The organism is Candidatus Krumholzibacteriota bacterium (genome assembly GCA_016931295.1).
Lineage (GTDB): Bacteria > Krumholzibacteriota > Krumholzibacteriia > Krumholzibacteriales > Krumholzibacteriaceae > JAFGEZ01.
In genome coordinates this window covers 1-17818 of sequence record JAFGEZ010000019.1, presented here as the reverse complement: position 1 = coordinate 17818, position 17818 = coordinate 1, and the positions used below count along the sequence as shown (strand labels likewise).

Annotated in this window: 14 protein-coding genes and 1 riboswitch; of the genes, 2 read left to right on the top strand and 12 right to left on the bottom strand. The window is 69.5% G+C overall.

What is annotated here, in order from left to right; genetic code table 11:
• Positions 1-17: 17 nt before the first annotated feature.
• The 6 genes from JW876_05450 to JW876_05425 form a co-directional block, all read right to left on the bottom strand.
• Positions 18-602, bottom strand: a complete 585-nt coding sequence (locus tag JW876_05450; protein MBN1884949.1) for a riboflavin synthase — start codon at positions 600-602, stop codon at positions 18-20.
• Positions 583-1722: a bifunctional diaminohydroxyphosphoribosylaminopyrimidine deaminase/5-amino-6-(5-phosphoribosylamino)uracil reductase RibD gene (gene ribD / locus JW876_05445; GenBank protein MBN1884948.1), complete on the bottom strand. Its 1140-nt coding sequence runs from the start codon at positions 1720-1722 to the stop codon at positions 583-585. The genes JW876_05450 and ribD overlap by 20 nt, the downstream gene beginning before the upstream one ends.
• 97 nt (positions 1723-1819) lie before the next feature.
• Positions 1820-1946: riboswitch (FMN riboswitch) on the bottom strand.
• Positions 1947-2071: 125 nt separating this feature from the next.
• Entirely contained in the window at positions 2072-2959 is an 888-nt protein-coding gene (gene ftsY / locus JW876_05440; protein MBN1884947.1) for a signal recognition particle-docking protein FtsY, read from the bottom strand.
• A gap of 12 nt (positions 2960-2971) precedes the next feature.
• On the bottom strand, positions 2972-6562 hold the full coding sequence (gene smc / locus JW876_05435) for a chromosome segregation protein SMC (GenBank protein ID MBN1884946.1): 3591 nt from the start codon (positions 6560-6562) through the stop codon (positions 2972-2974).
• A 37-nt stretch (positions 6563-6599) separates the two neighbouring features.
• Positions 6600-8102: an SPOR domain-containing protein gene (locus JW876_05430; GenBank protein ID MBN1884945.1), complete on the bottom strand. Its 1503-nt coding sequence runs from the start codon at positions 8100-8102 to the stop codon at positions 6600-6602.
• A complete protein-coding gene (locus JW876_05425; protein ID MBN1884944.1) occupies positions 8099-9499 on the bottom strand; it encodes an L-seryl-tRNA(Sec) selenium transferase in 1401 nt (466 codons plus the stop codon). The genes JW876_05430 and JW876_05425 overlap by 4 nt, the downstream gene beginning before the upstream one ends.
• Before the next feature lie 208 nt (positions 9500-9707).
• Between JW876_05425 and JW876_05420 the strand changes: the two genes are divergently transcribed.
• Complete coding sequence (locus JW876_05420; protein MBN1884943.1) at positions 9708-11963, top strand: N-acetylmuramoyl-L-alanine amidase; 2256 nt, start codon at positions 9708-9710, stop codon at positions 11961-11963.
• 54 nt (positions 11964-12017) lie between these two features.
• Positions 12018-12689, top strand: a complete 672-nt coding sequence (locus JW876_05415; protein ID MBN1884942.1) for a TonB family protein — start codon at positions 12018-12020, stop codon at positions 12687-12689.
• Here the strand turns inward: JW876_05415 and JW876_05410 are convergent.
• The 6 genes from JW876_05410 to JW876_05385 all read right to left on the bottom strand — a co-directional run.
• Positions 12686-14329: an ABC transporter substrate-binding protein gene (locus JW876_05410; protein MBN1884941.1), complete on the bottom strand. Its 1644-nt coding sequence runs from the start codon at positions 14327-14329 to the stop codon at positions 12686-12688. The genes JW876_05415 and JW876_05410 overlap by 4 nt on opposite strands.
• A complete protein-coding gene (locus JW876_05405; GenBank protein MBN1884940.1) occupies positions 14326-14865 on the bottom strand; it encodes a gamma carbonic anhydrase family protein in 540 nt (179 codons plus the stop codon). The genes JW876_05410 and JW876_05405 overlap by 4 nt, the downstream gene beginning before the upstream one ends.
• A gap of 10 nt (positions 14866-14875) precedes the next feature.
• Positions 14876-15340 carry a bifunctional nuclease family protein gene (locus JW876_05400; GenBank protein MBN1884939.1) on the bottom strand — a complete coding sequence of 155 codons (465 nt, stop codon included), beginning with the start codon at positions 15338-15340 and terminating at the stop codon, positions 14876-14878.
• Positions 15341-15349: 9 nt separating this feature from the next.
• Positions 15350-16555, bottom strand: a complete 1206-nt coding sequence (locus JW876_05395; protein ID MBN1884938.1) for a peptidyl-prolyl cis-trans isomerase — start codon at positions 16553-16555, stop codon at positions 15350-15352.
• Between the two features lie 24 nt (positions 16556-16579).
• Positions 16580-17647 (bottom strand): mannose-1-phosphate guanylyltransferase, encoded by a 1068-nt coding sequence (locus JW876_05390; GenBank protein MBN1884937.1) that lies wholly within the window; start codon positions 17645-17647, stop codon positions 16580-16582.
• A gap of 26 nt (positions 17648-17673) precedes the next feature.
• A partial coding sequence (locus tag JW876_05385) for a hypothetical protein (protein MBN1884936.1) occupies positions 17674-17818 on the bottom strand: 145 nt, incomplete at its 5' end.

Below are 17818 nucleotides of genomic sequence, written 5' to 3'. Positions count from 1 at the left end.
CCGGCGCGAACCGGCCGTCACCCGCGGTCCCCGAGGAACCGTTCCACGTATTTCGCCACGATATCGACCTCTATGTTGACCCTGCGCCCCGCGTCGAGGGCGTGCAGGTTCGTCGAATCCCACGTGTGCGGGATGATGAAGACGTCGAAACGCCCCCCCCGCGGATCCGGCCCGACGGTCAAACTCACCCCGTTTACCGCCACCGAGCCCTTCGCGACGATGTACCGGAAGAGGCCGTCGTCGACGCGGATCCGGATCGAGCGCGGATCGCGCGCGATTTGCTCGACCGTCCCGGTGCCGTCGACGTGCCCGTTCACGATGTGTCCGCCCAAGCGGTCGCCGACGCGGAGCGCCCGCTCGATGTTCACGAGCAGGCCGGGGCGGAGCGATCCGAGATTCGTCGCGCGGAGCGTCTCGGCGAGCACGTCGCACGAGAAGAGCCCCCCGCGCGGCTCGACCGCCGTGCCGCAGACGCCGTTCACCGCGATGCTTTCCCCCGCTGCGATGTTATCGAGGGACGTGCGGACCGTCAGCCGCGCGCCCTTCCCGCGGCGCAGCATCGAGACGACGGTGCCGGTCGTCTCAACGAGTCCCGTGAACACGTTCGTCCTCCGTCGTTACGCGGTCCAGGTAGCCGCGGACCGCCGCGCGGTCGTAGACCGCCATCAGGTCGTCCCCGATCCGCTCGACGGCGGTCGGGAGCAGTTCGTTTCCCTCGAGCCACCCGGGGCGTTCCCCGCAAAAGAGGGGCGCCCCCTCGGCCCCGCCGAATACGGGCGCGTAGAAGAGGGCGAGCCGGTCGAAGAGCCCGTCGGCGATGATCGATCCGGCCACCTCGCTCCCCCCCTCGACGAGGACCGAGACGATGCCGCGCGCGGTCACGTCCCCGCGCCACGCGGCGAGATCGATCCGCCCGCCGAGCCCGGGCAGCGGCGCGATCTCCGCCCCCGCCGCCTCGAGCGCCCGCCGGCGGATCGGATCGGCGTCCTCGAGACAGTAGACGATCGTTTGTTCTCCCGCGGCGAGCCAGCGGTGGCCGGGAGGAAAGGACAGCGTCGAGTCGAATACCATGCGGACGGGCGGCGGCGGCGTTTCCGGCGCGAACCGGCGGTCGAGAAGCGGATCGTCCGCGCGGATCGTGCCGATCCCGACGGCGATCGCCTCGGCCCACGCGCGGAGACGATGGACGCGGCGGCGCGCGTCGTCGCCGGTCAGCCGGGTCCGGCCCTCCGCCGTCAGCCTGCCGTCGAGGGTCGCGGCGAGCTTGAGGAGCACGAAGGCGCGCCCGGCGATCTTGCGGTGCACGTAGGGAAGGTTCAGCTCGAGCGCCTCGCGCGCCATCACGCCAACGCACACCTCGATTCCCGCCGCCCGGAGGATCGACGCGCCGCCGCCGCACACGCGGTCGTCGGGATCAAAGATCGAGAAGACGACGCGGCGCACCCCCGCATCGAGGATCGCCGACGTGCAGGGGGGCGTCCTGCCGTGGTGGCAGCAGGGCTCGAGATTGAGGTACATCTCGGCGCCCCGCGCCTTCTCGCCCGCCTCCCCGAGCGCGACCCGCTCGGCGTGCGGCCGACCGGCGGCCTCGTGATGACCCTCGCCGACGATCTCGCCGTCCCGGACGACCACGGCGCCCACGAGGGGGTTCGGAAAGGCCCGTCCCGCTGCGCGGGCGGCGAGCTCGAGGGCCCGCTGCATATGATGGCTGTCGCGGTCCACGGATACTCCCGGCGGAGCCCGGTCCTCCGCCGTGACGTGCGGGGCGGTTGCGGGAAAACGGACAGGGGCGGGCGGCGCCCGCGGGGGGCGTGCTCGTCGCGACCTTCTCCCATCCAGACTGTGACTGTCGGGCCCGGAATTCCACCGGATCGGTGAGCCCCGGAGGGGCTCATTCGCGGCCTGTGACCGCCGGTCGGGATTTTCACCCTGCCCCGAAGGTTTCGCGGCGCGCGCCGGGGAGACCGGCGCGCGTATTCCTATGGTAATAGAGGGATCGCGCGGTGTCAAGGCGCGAGTGCGTTCAGGCGCGCCGGAGGATCCCACTGCGGAAAAAGCGCGGCCGCCGGCGTCATTCCTCGAGGAGGGAATCGACGAACCGGGCGGCGTCGAAAGGCTCGATGTCGTCCAGGCCCTCGCCCACGCCGACCCAGAGGACCGGGACGCCGAGCGAGCGCTGGATCGGGACGATGACGCCCCCCTTGGCGGTGGAATCGAGCTTCGTGAGAACGAGCCCGGTGACGGGAAGGATTCCGGTGAAGACCTCGGCCTGCCGGACGCTGTTCTGCCCGGCGTTCGCGTCGAGAACGAGCCAGGCCTCGACGGCGGCCCCCTCGATGCGCGTCTCGACGACGCGAACGATCTTGGAGAGCTCCTCCATGAGGTTCGTCTTCGTGTGGAGACGGCCGGCGGTGTCGACGAGAACGATGTCGATCCCACGCGCCGCCGCCGACTGGACGGCGTCGAAGGCGACCGCCGCGGGGTCCGCTCCCATCGTCTGCCTGACGACCGAAACGTCCGCCCGCTCCCCCCAGAGCTCGAGCTGCTCGATGGCGGCCGCGCGGAAGGTGTCGCAGGCGGCGAGCAGGACGCTCTCGCCCTCGCGCCTGAACCGGCGGGCGATCTTGCCGATCGTCGAGGTCTTGCCGACGCCGTTGACGCCGACGACGACGATCACGCGCGGGCGGCCGGCGGCGACCGGCGGCGAGGGCACCTCGCCCATGACCGACCGGATCTCGTCGGCGACGATTTGCAGGTGGTCGCCGTTTCCGGATCCGATCCGCTCCCGGAGGCGTTCGACGATCCGCTCGACCGTCTCCACGCCGAGATCGGCGCCGTAGAGGAGCGCCTCGACCTCCTCGACCGTCTCCTCGTCGAGGCTGCCCGAGGCGAGCGCCCGCCGCAGGGGGCGGAACAAACGCTCCCTCGTCTTGCGGAGTCCCCTGAAGAAGGTTTTCATCGCGGAATCGTCCTACTGCCTGGAGACGGCCGCTCCGGCGAGGACGCCGGCCGACGCCGGCCGCTTCTTCTCCATGACGTCCTCGACGTCGGTGAGGTCGACCGAGACGACGCTCGAGACCCCCCGTTCCTGCATCGTGACGCCGTAGAGGCGGTCGGCCGCTTCCATCGTGCGCTTGTTGTGGGTGATGATGATGAACTGCGTGTCCTCGGAGAACTTCTTGAGCATCCGCACGAAGCGCTGGATGTTCGCGTCGTCGAGAGGCGCGTCGACCTCGTCGAAGATGCAGAAGGGGCTCGGCTTGGCCTTGTAGAGCGCGAAGAGGAGCGCCATGGCGGTCAGCGCCCGCTCGCCGCCGGAGAGGAGCGAGATGTCCTGGAAGCGCTTTCCCTTGGGCCGAGCGACGATCTTGACGTCCGCCTCGAGCGGGTCGGTGCCCTCCTCGAGCGAGAGGGCCGCGTCGCCCCCCTCGAAGAGGACGCGGAAGGTCTCGCCGAAGAAGCCGCGGACCTTCTCGAAGGTCTCGACGAAGATCTTGCGGGCCTGGCGGTTGATCCTGGAGATCGCCTCGAGGAGCTCCTCGCGGGCCTTGACGAGATCGTCACGCTGCGCCGTGAGGAACTCGAGCCGCCGGTTCTTCTCCTCGTATTCCTCGACCGCGGCGAGATTCACCGGACCGATCCGCTCGAGCTTCTCCTTCTCCTTCTCCAGCATCTCGTCGGTCACCGCCCGCTCCTCGTCGGTGAGGGGAAGCTCGGTTCCCTCGAGATAGCAGGAGAGGTCCGTCTCGTGCATCTCCTTCCCGCGATCGATCAGCTCCCGCATCCGGGCCTCGATCGTGGAGAGCTTCACGCGGAATTCGTTCTCGCGGGCGATCACGCCGTCGCGCTCGCTTTTCAGTTCCTTGAGCTCCTTCTCGATCGCCGCGACCGCCTCGCGCCGCTTCTCGAGCGAGCCGCCGAGGGTCTCGAGCTCGGCCTGGCAGGCCCGTTCCTCCTCGAGAAGAGCGCCGACGCCTCCCCGCTCCGCCTCGATGCCTTCGGCGAGCTCCGCCGCCTCCCGCTCGGAGTCGACGATCTCCGTCTCGCGCTGGGCGACGAGCCCCGCGAACTGTTCCCTCATCTCGCCGAGACCGCGCAGTTCCTCGAGCGTGCGGTCGATCGAGCCCTGCAGCGAGGCGAGTTCGACCTTGCGATCGGTCAATTCGGCCTCCTGCCGGCTTCGCTCCTCCTGCAGCCCGGCGAGCCGCGACTCGAGCTCGGGGACCTCGGAGACCTCGCCCTTTTCGCGACTCATCTCGAGGGAAAGCCTCGTCTCCTCGAGACTGGAGAGGATCTCCACGCGCGACCTCTCCGTCTCCTCGAGGCGCTGCATCAGCATCGAGCACTGTTCCTTCACGGTGAGGTGGCCGCGGTCGGCAACCTGCACTTCCGCCGATTTCGACGAGATCGCCGCGCGTATCTCCTCGATCTCCTTCGCGACGCCCTTCCCCCGGCCGTCGAGCTCGGCCGCGTTCCCGCGCTCGCGGACAGAGTCCGCCTCGAGCGCTTCGATCCGTTCCTCGAGCTCCGCGATCGCGCGGCCGGTCCGCTCGATCTCCTCGCCGCGGGCGAGAAGCGAGATCTCCTCTCCCGGCGTCCCGGCGAAGCAGATCCCCTGCAGGCCGATATGGATCCCCGAGAGGGTCACCGCGTCGCCGCCCCCGGCGGCCCAGGCGATCGCCGCGTCGATGTCCTCGAAGAGGACGACGTCCCCCAGAAGCCGCCGGGCGAGCTCTCGTCCGGCCTCGTCGGTCTCGACGACGTCGACGAGGCGGCCGATCGAGTCCGGAGGCGCTTCGAGGTCGGCATCCGGCCGCTTGCCGGCGTCCCCGACGAGCAGCCGGGCCCCCCCGGTCCGCTTCTCGAGAAGCTCGCGCGCGATGTCGGCGGCGCCGGTCATGCCGTCGATCACCACGCCGTCCATCACGCCGCCGAGAACGGCGTCGAGCGCCAGGCGATGCTTCTCGCCAACGCGCATCAGGTCGCCGAGAGGGCCGCGCACCCGCTCGTCGCCCTTGGTGAGAACGTACCGCGCGCCGCCGGGATAGCCCTCGTATTCCTCCTGCATGCGGCAAAGCAGATCGTGCCGCGAGACGAGGCGCGCGGCGTCTGTGCGCGATCCGGCGAGCTCCCGCTCGGTCTCGCCGAGGCGATCGACCGCCTCGCGCTTCGCCTGTTCCATCTCCTCGCGCTCGGCGGCGAGGGCGGCGAGTCGCTCCTCGAGACGCAGGAGCTCGCCGGCGCGCTCGTCGCGGACGGCGGCGCGCCGGATCGTCTCCCCCTCGAGATCGACCACGCGGCCGCGCATCTCCGCGGCCTGCGCGTCGAGATCGGCGAGGAGCTTCTCGTAATGCTCGATCGCCGAACGGGCGCGCGCCTGGTCCTGGAGGAAGTCGAGTTCGGTCTGCTTGAGTTCGATCAGCCGGGACTTGAGGGAATCGATCGACGCCGAGATCCTGGTGAACTCGCCGTTCAGCGCGTTGACCTTCTCGCCGACCTCGCGGATCCGCTCCTCGACCGACGCCTTCGAGGCATCGGCGGAGGCGGATTTCTCGGCGATCTTCTCCAGGCGGATGCGGGCCTCCTCGATCTCGCGCCGGGCCCGTTCGATCCGGCGTTCCGCCTCGCCGCGGCGCTCGGTGAGCTGGATCACCTTCTCCTCGGCCGTCTGGATGTTGCGGCGGATCCCGTAGCGCGCGTTCTGGCGGTCGGTGTGACGGTTCTCGAGCTCGACGATCTCGAACTTCCCCTCCTCGACGCGGCGCTCGAGGTCGCCGAGCGAATCGTCGCCGCGGCAGGAACGGTCGTGCAGTTCGCCGAGGGCCGCCTCGGCCTCGCGCTTCCCGGCGACGAGGGCCGAGAGGTTGCGCCTGAGTTTGATGACGCTCCAGGCGCGGATCCGGTCGACGATCCTCGCGTACCGCTTCGCCTTCCCCACCTGGTACCGGAGGGAACGCACCTGCGCGTCGAGTTCCTCGAGGATGTCCTCCAGGCGGACGAGATCCCCCTCGGTCAGCTTGAGCTTCCGCTTGGCCTCTTCCCGCCGCATCCGGTACTTGACGATGCCGGCGGCCTCCTCGAACATCTGCCGGCGTTCACCGTGGGCGTCGTTGAGGACGTAGTCGACCATCTCCTGCTCGATGACGGCGTATGAGTGGGATCCGGTCCCCGTGTCGGCGAAGAGCTCCTTGATGTCCTTCAGGCGGCAGGGCGCCTTGTTGATGAAATACTCGCTGATCCCGGAGCGATAGACCTTCCGGGTGATCATGATCTCCGAGTAGTCGACGGGAAAGAACCCCTTCTCGTTGCTCAGCGTCATGTTGACCACGGCGTAACCGGTCGGCCGATGTTTCTGCGTGCCGTTGAAGATGACGTTCTCCATCTTGCTGGATCGCAGCTGCCGGGCACTCTGCTCGCCGAGCACCCAGCGGACGGCGTCGACGATGTTCGTCTTGCCGCACCCGTTCGGCCCGAGGATCGCCGTGATCCCCTTCCTGAGATCGATGGTGACCGGCGCCATGAACGACTTGAATCCGACGAGTTCCAGTCTCGACAGGCTCACTGTTGCCCTCTCTTCAGGATCGGAACGTCTCCCCGGTTTACTCGACCGGCCGCCTGATCACCCGCGCATCCGCGACGCGCCTGAGCGACAGCAGTTCGAGCTTCGCTTCATTCGCGTCCTCGACGGTCTCGAAGGATCCCACGAGGACGCGTATCCATCTCTCTCCCCGGATGTCGACCTCGACCGTCGTCGCGTCGAAGCCGTTCGCCTTCAGGTACTCGATCTCGCGCGTGACGCGCGCCGCGTCGCGGAAGGAGGAGACGTGCACGGTATACAGCCCCGCCGCGGCCGGCGCGGCTGCCGGGGGCGTCTCCCGCGCGGCTCCGTCCCCGCCGTTCTCGGCGTCAACGGTCGTCGCCTCCGCCGGCTCCCCGGCCGGCGATCCCGCGTCGCCGGTCGTTCCGGTCTCCTCCGGCGCCTGTTCCTCCGCCGCATCGATCCCGGCCGACGCGTCGTTTAGGGCGAACGGCGGGACGACCGTCTCCCCGGCGGTCGCTTGAACCGGCGGCTCCTCGTCGCGCCGTACCGAACGCTCGATGAAGAACCACCACGCGAGGAATCCGGCGACGATCGCGACGACCGCGATCGTCACGACGCGCGGCAGGTTGACGCCGGTCCGCTCCTCTTCGTCGCCGATCTCCTCCTCGTCATCGAAGAAGGGTTCCCCGTCCAGCCCCGGTTCCTCGTCCCGCGCCGTCTCATCCCCGGGCGCCGTCTCCCCGTGATGCCCCGTCTCCCCGTCCGAAACCTTCGTGAAAACGAGGTCCGGCGCCGCGGGTTCGGCCACCGCCGGGGTCCGTTCCGCGGGCGCCTCGCCGCCGCGCGCGCAGAAACAGACCAGCTCCGCCGGGGGCAGGCCGGCGTCCAGGTCGTCGATCGACCGCCGGAGCTGCCCCTCCTCCATCTCGTCGATGCGGCAGCAGAGGACGAGGCCGTCGACGAGCGAAGCGAGCGGATTGGTCTCGCCCTCCTCGGTGTAGAGGGTCGAGCAGTAGATGACGACGTCGCTCGAACGGGCCAGGTGTCCCCTGACCTTCGCGAACTCCTTGCGGGCGAAGGGAACGGTCCTCGTGACGGGGAAGGATCCCGGCCCGGTGACGCTCACGCCGTCGATCCCCGTCGGCCGCATGACCGTCTTCAGCGAGGAGCCGTAGAGGAGCAGGTCCAGGAAACCGAGGTCCTCGACCTTCTCGACGAACCCGCTCAGCCCGGGCTCCAAAAAATCGCAGTCGACGACGAGCACGCGCTTGCCGCGCTTGGCGAGCACGTGCGCGACGTTGACGACGGTGAAATCCCGCGCGAGCCGGTCCGCGGTGACCGAGAAGGCCATCAGGGAGACGCCCGCCTCCGCGGCCGACCGGCCGTCGACCGCCGCGGCGATCTCCTCGAAGTGACGGAGTTCCCGCGCCGACGAGAAATCCCCCGCCTCCATGAAGGAGGCGATCGTCTCGCCGTCGATGAAGATCGAGTAACCGCCCTCGACGGCGTCGTGCCCCGCCCCGCAGGCGTGCTTCCGTTCGCTGTCCGACATGCCGCTCATCCCTCCTCCGCGGTGCGTCCGATCCCCTCGGCCAGCCGCTGTGCGAGTATCCCGTCCTCGTGCGCGGCGACCGAGCGGAGGTCGACGAGCACGCGTTCGTCCTTGATCCTGCAGACGATCGCGGGATCTTGCCCGCGAAGAAACCGGGACAGCCGCGCGGGCTGCCCGGAGGGTAGAGTAATCTCCACGAGAACCGTCCGCAAGGGATTAATGGGAAAAGACCCGCCGCCGATGGAGGATTCCCCTTCCCTGACCGACACGCCGACGCCGGGAATCGACCGGAGGCGCCCGGCGAGTTCCTCCGCCCGTTCGCCGAGGCGGCCCGGGTCGGCCGTGATCATCCCGATGGCCGGCAGCGCATCCGTCTCGTTCCGCCAGTAATGCAGGAGGACGCGTTCCAGCCCCGCGAGGGTGAGCTTGCCGACGCGCAGCGCGCGGGCCAGGTGGTCGCGGCGCATCCGGTCGACGAGCGGGCCTCGCCCGGCGACGACGCCACCCTGCGGCCCCCCCAGCACCTTGTCGGTGCTGAACGAGACGAGGTCCACGCCGGAAGCGAGGACCTCGGAGAGCGATTCCTCTCCCGCGATCCCCTCGCCGGCCAGGGGATAGAGGATGCCGCTCCCCTGGTCGTACATCGTCGCGACGCCCGCCTCGCGGCCCAGTCCGGCCAGCTCCTGCAGGGAGACCTCGTTCGTGTAGCCGACCACGCGGTAGTTGCTCGTGTGCACCTTGAGAAGGAGTGTGGCGCCCTCCGAGACGGCCGCGCGGTAGTCGCGCAGGAAGGTCCGGTTCGTCGTGCCCACCTCGATCACCCGTCCCGCGGCGGCGGCGAGGATCTCCGGCAGGCGAAAGGAGCCGCCGATCTCGACGAGCTCGCCCCGGGAAACGGCGACCGCGCCCCCGCCGGCGAGGGACCGCACGGCGAGCAGGACGGCGGCGGCGTTGTTGTTGACGACGTGCGCGTCCTCGACATCGAGGATCAGCGAGAAGAGACGGTCGACGCGCCGGCACCGTTCGACCCGCTCCCCCGTCTCGAGGTCGGTCTCGAGATCGACGTACCCCGCGCCGGCCAGATCGATGGCGCGCCGTGTCTCCTCGCCGAGCACCGCCCGTCCCAGATTGGTGTGCAGGATGACGCCCGTGGCGTTGATCACGCGGCGCTGCCGGTTCGATTCGAGGCGTTCGAGGCGCCAAACCACCTCGTCGGCGACGGCGGCGGCGAGGGCGTCGCGATCGACCGCCGCCTCCGTCCCGTCGCGGAGACGCTCCCGCCGGGAAGCGATCGCCTCCCGCACGAGGCGCGTGACGCCGGCGCGCGAAAAGAAGCCGAGGCGTCCGGCGATCCGTTCGTCTTCCAGCACCCGCTCGACGGCGGGCAGGTTCCTGAGCGATCCCATGTTCGACATATCCGTATCCGGGGGTTTCCTCACGTCGTTGATTTCGACGATTTCTACCATATGTAGTGTGTCCGGTCAATAACTTTCACAACATATTGCCCCCCGCCACCTGAAGCCGTTTCGAGGAACCCGCCTGCGAAATCGCTCCTTGCCGGAGCGGCGGCCCGTCTGCTATAGGATGGGGACGGAACCGGGAAAGGAGCGTGCGATGAGACAGGGAAGGCGGCTCGGTACGCTGGCGGTCCTCGCCCTCGCCGCGGTCGTCGGCTGCGGCGGCGGCGACGGCTACGACCGACTCTACGAGCGATTGTCCGAGGAGCCCGCCGCGTTCGATCGCGGCGTTCTCGCCGGCAGGCGGATCGTCGTCGATCCGGGGCACGGCGGCGAGTTCGACGGCGCCCGCGGCGGCGGGGGTCTCGCCGAGGCCGAGGTCAACCTCGGCGTCGCGCTCCACCTCTGGGGCATGCTCGACGACGCGGGAGCCGACGTCCGCCTGACCCGGACCACCGATCGGGATTTCCTTCCGGAAGACGGGACGGAGGTTCGCGACGACCTCGCCGCGCGGATCGAGGAGGCGAACGCCTTCCTCCCCGAGGTCTTCCTCTCCATCCACCACAACGCCTCTTTCGCGCGCGACCGCGGACGGAACGGCATCGAGGTCTACTACCGGGGCGACGACCCCGGAGCCTCGCTCGAGCTGGGACGCGACGTCCTCCTCCACCTCGCCCGGAACCTCGGCATCCCCTCGGGAGAGATCCGGCCGGGCAACTACTTCGTCCTCCGCCGCTCCGTCGCGGGCGCGGCGATCCTCACCGAGGCGAGCTACCTCTCCAATCCCGCCGTCGAGGATCGCCTGCGGCTCGCCGAGAAGCAGCGGCTCGAGGCTGAGGCGCTCTTCCTCGGTCTCGTCGGCTACTTCTCCCGCGGCGTCCCGACGGTCGAACGGCTCCTTCCCGCGACCGACACGCTCTCCGCCCCCGCCGAGGTTTTCTTCCGGGCCGTGCCCGCCGCGGGGATCCCGCTCGATCCGTCGAGCGCCACGGTGCGTGTCGACGATCGCACCGTTCCGGCCGTCTTCGACGGAGGGTCGATCCGCTGGACGATCCCCGCCTCGGCCCCGAACGAACCGATGAGGGTGCAGGGCTCGATCCGCAGCGCCCGCGGCGCGACGGTGGCGAGCGCGCCCGCCACCCTCCTCCTCGCGCGCCCGGCCGTCCACCTGCTCCCCCTTCCCGCGGAGCGGGAACGAAACGGCCGCTGGCGGATCGGCGTCGCCGTCCTCGACGCCGAGGGCCGGGCGGTTGCCGACGGGACGCTTGTCACGACGACGCTTCCCGGCGGCGCGCTCGTCGAAAGACGCAGCCGTGCCGGGCGGATCGAGATGATCGTGCCCGACGCCGACGGTCCTTTCGTCGTTTCCGCGGCGTCGCGGCGGGACACGCTGCGCTTCGGGAAAAGCGACGGCGGCACGCCGGCGCTCGTCCTCGACGCCCGCAGCGGCGACCCGGTGCCCTTTCCCGTCGCCGCCGGCCTCCCCGGCGTCTCGTCGACCGGCGACCGGGCCGGCAGGCTCTCCCTCCCCGTCGGCGGCGGCTTCGTTCTCGTCTCGGCGCGGGGATACCTTCCCGAACGGATCGAGGCGCCCGGCGACACGATCGGCGTCCTGCTCCGCCTCGAGCCCCTTTTCGGCGGATGTCTCCTCGGGCGTGCCGTCGCCGTCGACGCGGCGGGCGGCGGCGCCGACCTTGACGGCCTCGGCGACGGGCGTCTCCGCGGAGCCGACGTCAACATCGAGACGGCGCGGCGGCTCGCGACGATGCTCGAGGCCTCCGGCGCGCGGGTTTTGCTCGTCCGCCGCGGCGAGGAAACCCTCTCGCCGCACGATCGCGTCGCGCGCGTGAACGCGGCCGGCGTGGACGCGGCGCTTCGCATCGGACGCGCCTCGGGCAACGACGCCTGCGTCGTCCGGCACTACCCGGGCAGCCTGCGAGGGGCCGCCCTCGCCCGCCTGCTGGCCGACGCGCTCGCCGGTCTGCCCCCCTGCCGCGAGACGGCCGTCGGCGAGGCAACCGACCCCTTCCTGCAGCAGACGAACTGCCCCGCCTGCGTGGCGAGGAGCGGCCCCGTCGAGGGCGACGCGGAGAGACTCTTCTCCCATCACGCCCGGCCCGCGATCGAGGCGGAGCGCCTCTTCGCCGCCCTCGTCGCCTTCTTCGGCGACGAACGAACGGCACAGCGACCGGTCGTGGCGACGGACGGCGGTCTCCCGGTCGCCGGCGCCCTCGTCTGCCTCGACGGAACGGTTTCGCTCGAGACCGACGAAACGGGAGTCGTCCGTTTCACCTGCGTGACGCCGGGGCGACATGTCCTCGGCTGCGCCTGGCCAGACGGGCGGGAGACGGCGCTTTTCTTCGACGCCGACGTCTCCCCCGTCGACACGCTTCGGATCGAACGGCGGCCGTAGCGACCCGGCTTGACATCCTTCCGCTTCGGGCGGCATATTAGCCGGGGGAGCGATATGGCCAGGATCAGAGAGTACGACCGCAGGATGAACCGCCGGCTGGTGCTGCTCGTCCCCGTCTCCCTCCTCGTCATCGTCATCCTCCTCGTCACCGTCGAGCGGCTGCGCGTCGTCGAACGGATCATGCAGGTCGGTTACGAGGGTCCGGCCAACGACGTTGCCGTCATCACGATCATCGACGAGCAGAGCCTGTTGCGGGAAACGACGCGCGAGGAGCTCCACGAGCGCCAGGTCGAGCGCATCGTCATCGAGAACGAGCCCGAGGACCCGGAAACAAACGACGATGCAAAGAGGGAACGATCCGTCGCGCCGGAAAATCCCGACGAGCTCGCCATCGACGACATCGACGGCATCGACCGGGTCCGCTCCTACCGGTCGCGCGCCGACGTGCCCTACCGCGAGGACTACGTCATCCTCAAGATGGTCCGCCCCGTCTATCCCCCCGGTCCGCTCTCGAGGGGGGAAGAAGGCTACGTCGTCGTCGAGGTCTACGTCGACGTCGACGGCCTCGTGAGCGAGGCGTACGTGCGGAGCGCCTGGGGCGACGTGAGTTTCGAGGAATCGGCGCTGGCGGCCGTGCGGCAGTTCCTCTTCAGGCCGGTATCGGAGAACGGCCGGCCCGTCCCCTTCTGGATCAGTTTCCTCGTGAATTTCAAGTACGGGTCCTAGGGGCGGAACTCGACGACGTGTTCGTCGCGGACCGTGCGAAAGGCCACGCCTCGTTTCGAGGCGAGCTCGAGGTAGGGATGGAGGCGGTGTTCCAGCGCGCGCTCCATCTCGCGCCTGAGCGACTCGCCGCCACGGCCGGCTGCGACGGCGGCGTCGACGATCGTTTCGACGCCCACGTATCCCCCGACGGTGAAGGGATTGCTCTCGATGTCGGGCCTGTCGAGGAGCTCGACGGCGACGCGGAACCGTTCCGCCTCGTCGACGCCCGCCGTCTCGACGGGGAAGATCGCTCCCTCCATGTCCTTGGCGGCCATGCGGAGGAGGCGCCGGGAATTCCACGCGCTCGTGCCGAGCAGCTGCACGCCGAACTCGTAGAAGGAGAACTGCGGCAGCAGCAGGAAGAGGTCCTCGGTCTCGGACGCCAGGAAGAGGGCCTCGGGCGCCGCCCGCCGGACGGCCTCGATCGGCTCGCGGAAGTCCGATGAGCCCTCGTCGTAGAGGACGACGGCGACGAGCTCGCCTCCCGCCCGCTCCACCTCGGCGCGGAAGAGCACCGCGGCGCGCCGCGAGCGCTCGTTGTCTGCGGCGATGAATGCCACGCGCCTCGCGTCGAGCGTCCCGCAGGCGAGGCGGGCGACGGCCGTTTCCTCGATCTCCTCGCCACCCGACGCCTGGAAGATCCACTCGCCGATGGATCCGATCCCCCGCGCCGTCGCGACGGGCGAGAAGAGGACGGCGCCGGCGCACTGCGCCGCCTGGGCGGCGGCGATCGTCGACGAGGAGAGGACACCGCCGATGACTGCGATCACCGATTCCTCCTCGACGAGGCGCCGGACGGCGCGATAGGCGGACAGCGGATCGCCGCGCGTGTCCGCCGCGACGAGCTCGATCCCGGTCAGGCCGCGGCGACGGAGTTCGCCCGCCGCGATCGCCGCTCCGTGGAGAAAGGCCTCTCCGAGCGGCGCGTACCGCCCCGCGAGCGGGCAGATCAGGCCGATCCGGAGGACGGATCCCGCCGGCCCGGTCTCATCGCTCGTCTCGAGGACCTCGCCCAGCGAGCGGACCGCGGCCGAATCCCCCGCCGCGTAGGCCCGCGAGAGGCGCTCCCGCGTGAGCGTTTCGAGCCCCGGCCTGCCGGCGTGCGTTTGGGTCAGGCGGTCGAGCGCCTCCGCGTCGACGAGTGCCGCCGCCCCGGCGAGGGAGGCCTCGGCGGCCGCCCTGGCCGTTCCGTCGATCGGCGTCGAGAGCGCCCGGAGAAGATGCCCCGCCGCCGCCTCGAAATCCCCGTCGGCGGCATGAACCCTCGCGAGAAGGGCGAGCGCGCGGCCCTCGTTCGCGTCCCCCCGTCCGGCGAAAACGATCGGCTGGAGGAGATCCGACGCATCGCCGTAGAATCCGAGCTCGGTGTCGGCGGCGGCGACGAGGAGCCGCACCTCGTCCGCGATCGCATCGTCGGAACGCCGCCCGAGAAAGCGCATTCCCGCGAGACGGACCTCGTTCAAATCGCCGGCCGCCTCGGCGGCGCGGAGCGAGGCGAGGATCTCGGTTCCGGTCAGCGGCTCCTCGGACGCCTTCGGGGGAAGGGTCGCGCAGCCGGCGAGGAAGACGGCGGAAAAAAGGATCGCCGCAACCCGTCTCATACCGTCTCCTCCGGCAGGGGAAACTCGCCGAGCCCGAGGTAGGCGCGCGCGAGACGGTGGTACTCGTCGGCCTGTCCGCGGAGCGCCTCGATTGTCTTCTCATCCAGCGTCTTTTTCACCGTGCCCGGGATCCCCGCGACGAGGGAGCGCGGCGGGACGACGGTTTCCTCGAGGAGGACGCATCCGGCGGCGACGATGCTTCCCTCGCCGACGGCGACTCCGTCGAGAAGGATCGCCCCCATGCCGACGAGGCAGTCGTCGCCGATCTCGCACGAGTGCAAAACCGCCCGGTGCCCGACGGTGACCCGGTCGCCGACGACCAGCGGCGGCCCCCCCGTGGTGACGTGGAGGACGCAGCCGTCCTGGATGTTGGCGAGCGCGCCGATACGGATGCGCCAGCAATCCCCGCGGACGACTGCGCCGTGCCAGACGCTCGCGCCGTCGCCGAGGACGACGTCGCCGATCACCGTCGCTCCGGGGGCGATGTAGACGTCCCTGCCGATCGTCGGCTTCCTTCCCTCGAATTCGCCGATCATCGCCGTCTCCTCACCACTCGAACCGTCCCGGTCCGCGTTCGGTCTCGGGCGCGTCCGCGCCCGACTCGATCGCGATCGGCCGCTTGCAGGCGGACCAGAGCTCCTCGTCGACGAATATCGGGGCCCCGGCCCTGAGCGCGAGCGCGATCGAATCGCTCGGACGGGCGTCGAGGTAGTACTCCTCCTCCCCGCGTCTGAGCACGATGCGGGCGAAGTAGGTGTCCTCGTGGATGCCGGTGATCTCTATGCGGTCGACGGCCGCATCGAGAACGTCGACGATGATCCGCATCAGGTCGTGTGTCATCGGGCGCTCGAAGGAGCGCCCGGCGAGCACGGCGGCGATCGACGACCCCTCGGGGCGACCGACCCAGATGGGAAGGACCTCGTCGTCCTCCCCGGCGCCGAGCAGGATCACGGGATGTTCGCGTTCCCGGTCCCAGGCGACACCGCCGACTTTCGCTTCACGGACGGCCATGGCTCGTCGCTACTCCTTCTCCTGCCCGTTCTCCATCGCGTCGCGCATCTCGTCGACCGACTGGAACTTCGGGTGGGGCTTCTGCAGATTGTCGATGAGCCAGCGGGCCGACTCGACGACATCCGCGTCGGGGTAGTTCCTGATCAGTTCGTCGAGGCTCTTGCGGGCGTTCACGTGGTCGCTGAGCTCCTCGGCGTAGGTGAAGCCGATCATGAAGAGCGCCTGCGGGGCGTAAGGATCCTGGGGATAGGCGTTGACGATGTCGCGGTAGAACTGGATACGTCGCACCGTATCGTTCTCGAGCTGCGCCGCCTCCCAGAGCTCGCGGGCGCTGCGCAGGGTCTTCACGTACTCCTCGCGGGCGTAGTTGACGATCCGGGTGGATTTCCTGAGCTCCTCGAGGGCGTGATAGAACTGCGCCCTCCCCTTGCGGTCCTGGAGCGTCTCGATGATCTGCTTGCGCACCTCGGAGAGATCCTGGACCCTCGCGGGAGTCTTCTCGTTGACCTTGACGATCGAGAAGCCCTTCTCGAAGGGGATGACGCCGCTGACGTCCCCCGCCTCGAGCTGTTCGACCGCCGCCGACCATCGGTCCGAGTAGCCGATCGACTTGACGTATCCGCCGGGATTGAAGTACCCGAGGTTGCCGTTGACGAGCGACGTCGTCTCGTCCTCCGATTCCTGGCTCGCGATCTTCGCGAAGTCCTCGCCGTTGCGGAGCCTGCGCACCCACTCGTCGGCCTTGGCGCGATCCTTCGTGAAGAGATGCTGCGCCCGCATGAGGGTGCGCGTGGTGAATTCCTCGACGTTGTCCCGGTAGTAGGCCTCGATCTCCTCGTCTGTCACCTCGATACGCGGCCGGATGACGCGCTGGTAGTACTCGGCGAGAAGGATCGCCTTTTCCGAGAGGGCGATCTGCAGCCGTATCTCGGGATCGCGGTGAAGCTGCTCCTTCTTCGCCTGCTCGTAGATGAGTTCTTCGTCGATCATCATGTCGAGGAAACGCGCCCTGCCGAGCTTGCCGGCGTACTCGCTTTTCTGCTGGGTATTGAGACGGTCGAGGCGGAGTTCGACCTCGCGGTCGGTGATCGTGGCGTCGCCGACCCGCGCGGCGATCCCGGAGGTGATCTCGAGATCCTTCTCCTTCCGGGAACATCCCGCCGTCAGCAGCGCGGCGGCGGCGAGTATCAGTGTCATGGCTGTGGCGCGTCGCATCGTGACCTCCTTGCGACCGTGGTTCTAGAGCAGATCGTCCCGGCCCGCTTTTCCGACGGCGTCGATGAGCTCGCGGACCCGCTGGCTGTCCCCCTTCCGACAGACGAGGACGGTCGATCCCTCGACGACGACGACGAGGTCGTCCACGCCCACCGCGGCGGTGAAACCGCCGGGGTTGAAAAAGAGGCAGCGCCGGCTGTCGATCGCCGCGCAGCCTCCGGCGACGGCGTTGCCGTCGCCGTCCCGGTCGAGAACGTCGGCGAGGGCGTCCCACGAACCGACGTCGCTCCAGCCGAGATCGGCCGGAAAGACGAGAACGTTCTCCGCCTTCTCGAGTATCCCGTAATCGACGGAGACGGCGGGCATCCGAGGATACTCGGCGGCCGCCGTTTCGGCGAGCTCATCGGTGCCGAGGGCGGCCGCGATGCGATCGAGGGGTTCTACCCCGTCGGGGAGATGGCGTTCCCACGCGGAGAGGAAGATCGACGGTCTCCAGCAGAAGATCCCGCTGTTCCAGTAGAACCCCCCCCGCTCGACGTACCGGCGGGCCCGGTCTGCGTCGGGCTTCTCGTGGAAACGGGTTACCTCGTGGAAAAGCCGCCCCGCTTTCTCTCCCGCGAGCGGCCCCGCCTCGATGTAGCCGTAGCCCGTGGCGGGGAAGGTGGGGGCGATCCCGAAGGTGACGAGCGCCTCGCGTTCAGCGGCGACCGCGGCCGCCGCGGCGACGATCCCGTGGAATGCGCCGGTGTCGGCGATGAGATGGTCCGCGGGGCAGCAGAGCATCGGTTCGTCTCCGCCGCGGCGGGCCATCGCCGCGGCGACGGCGAGCGAGGGCGCCGTGTTCCGTCCCGCCGGCTCGGCGAAGATGTTCTCCCCGGGGATGTCGGGACATTCGCCCTGGACGAGATCCACCTGGTCGGCGACGGTGAGAACGAACGTTTTGCCGGGAGAAGCGAGTGAGGCGAGCCGACGCCGGGTGACGGAGATCATCGATCCCTCGCCCGTGATGTCGAGGTACTGTTTGGGCTTTTTGCTTCGGCTGACCGGCCAGAACCGGGTGCCGCGTCCGCCCGCGATGATGACCGCGTACACGATGAGCCGCTCACTTTCCCGGAAACTCAGCGGAGTTCCCGGACGTCGACGTATTCGCCGAGCAGGTCGGCGATCTCCCCCCTGATCCGCCCGAGTTCCCTTTCCGTCTTCGCCTCGAAGCGGAGGACGAGGACGGGCTGCGTGTTCGAGGCGCGGACGAGCCCCCAGCCG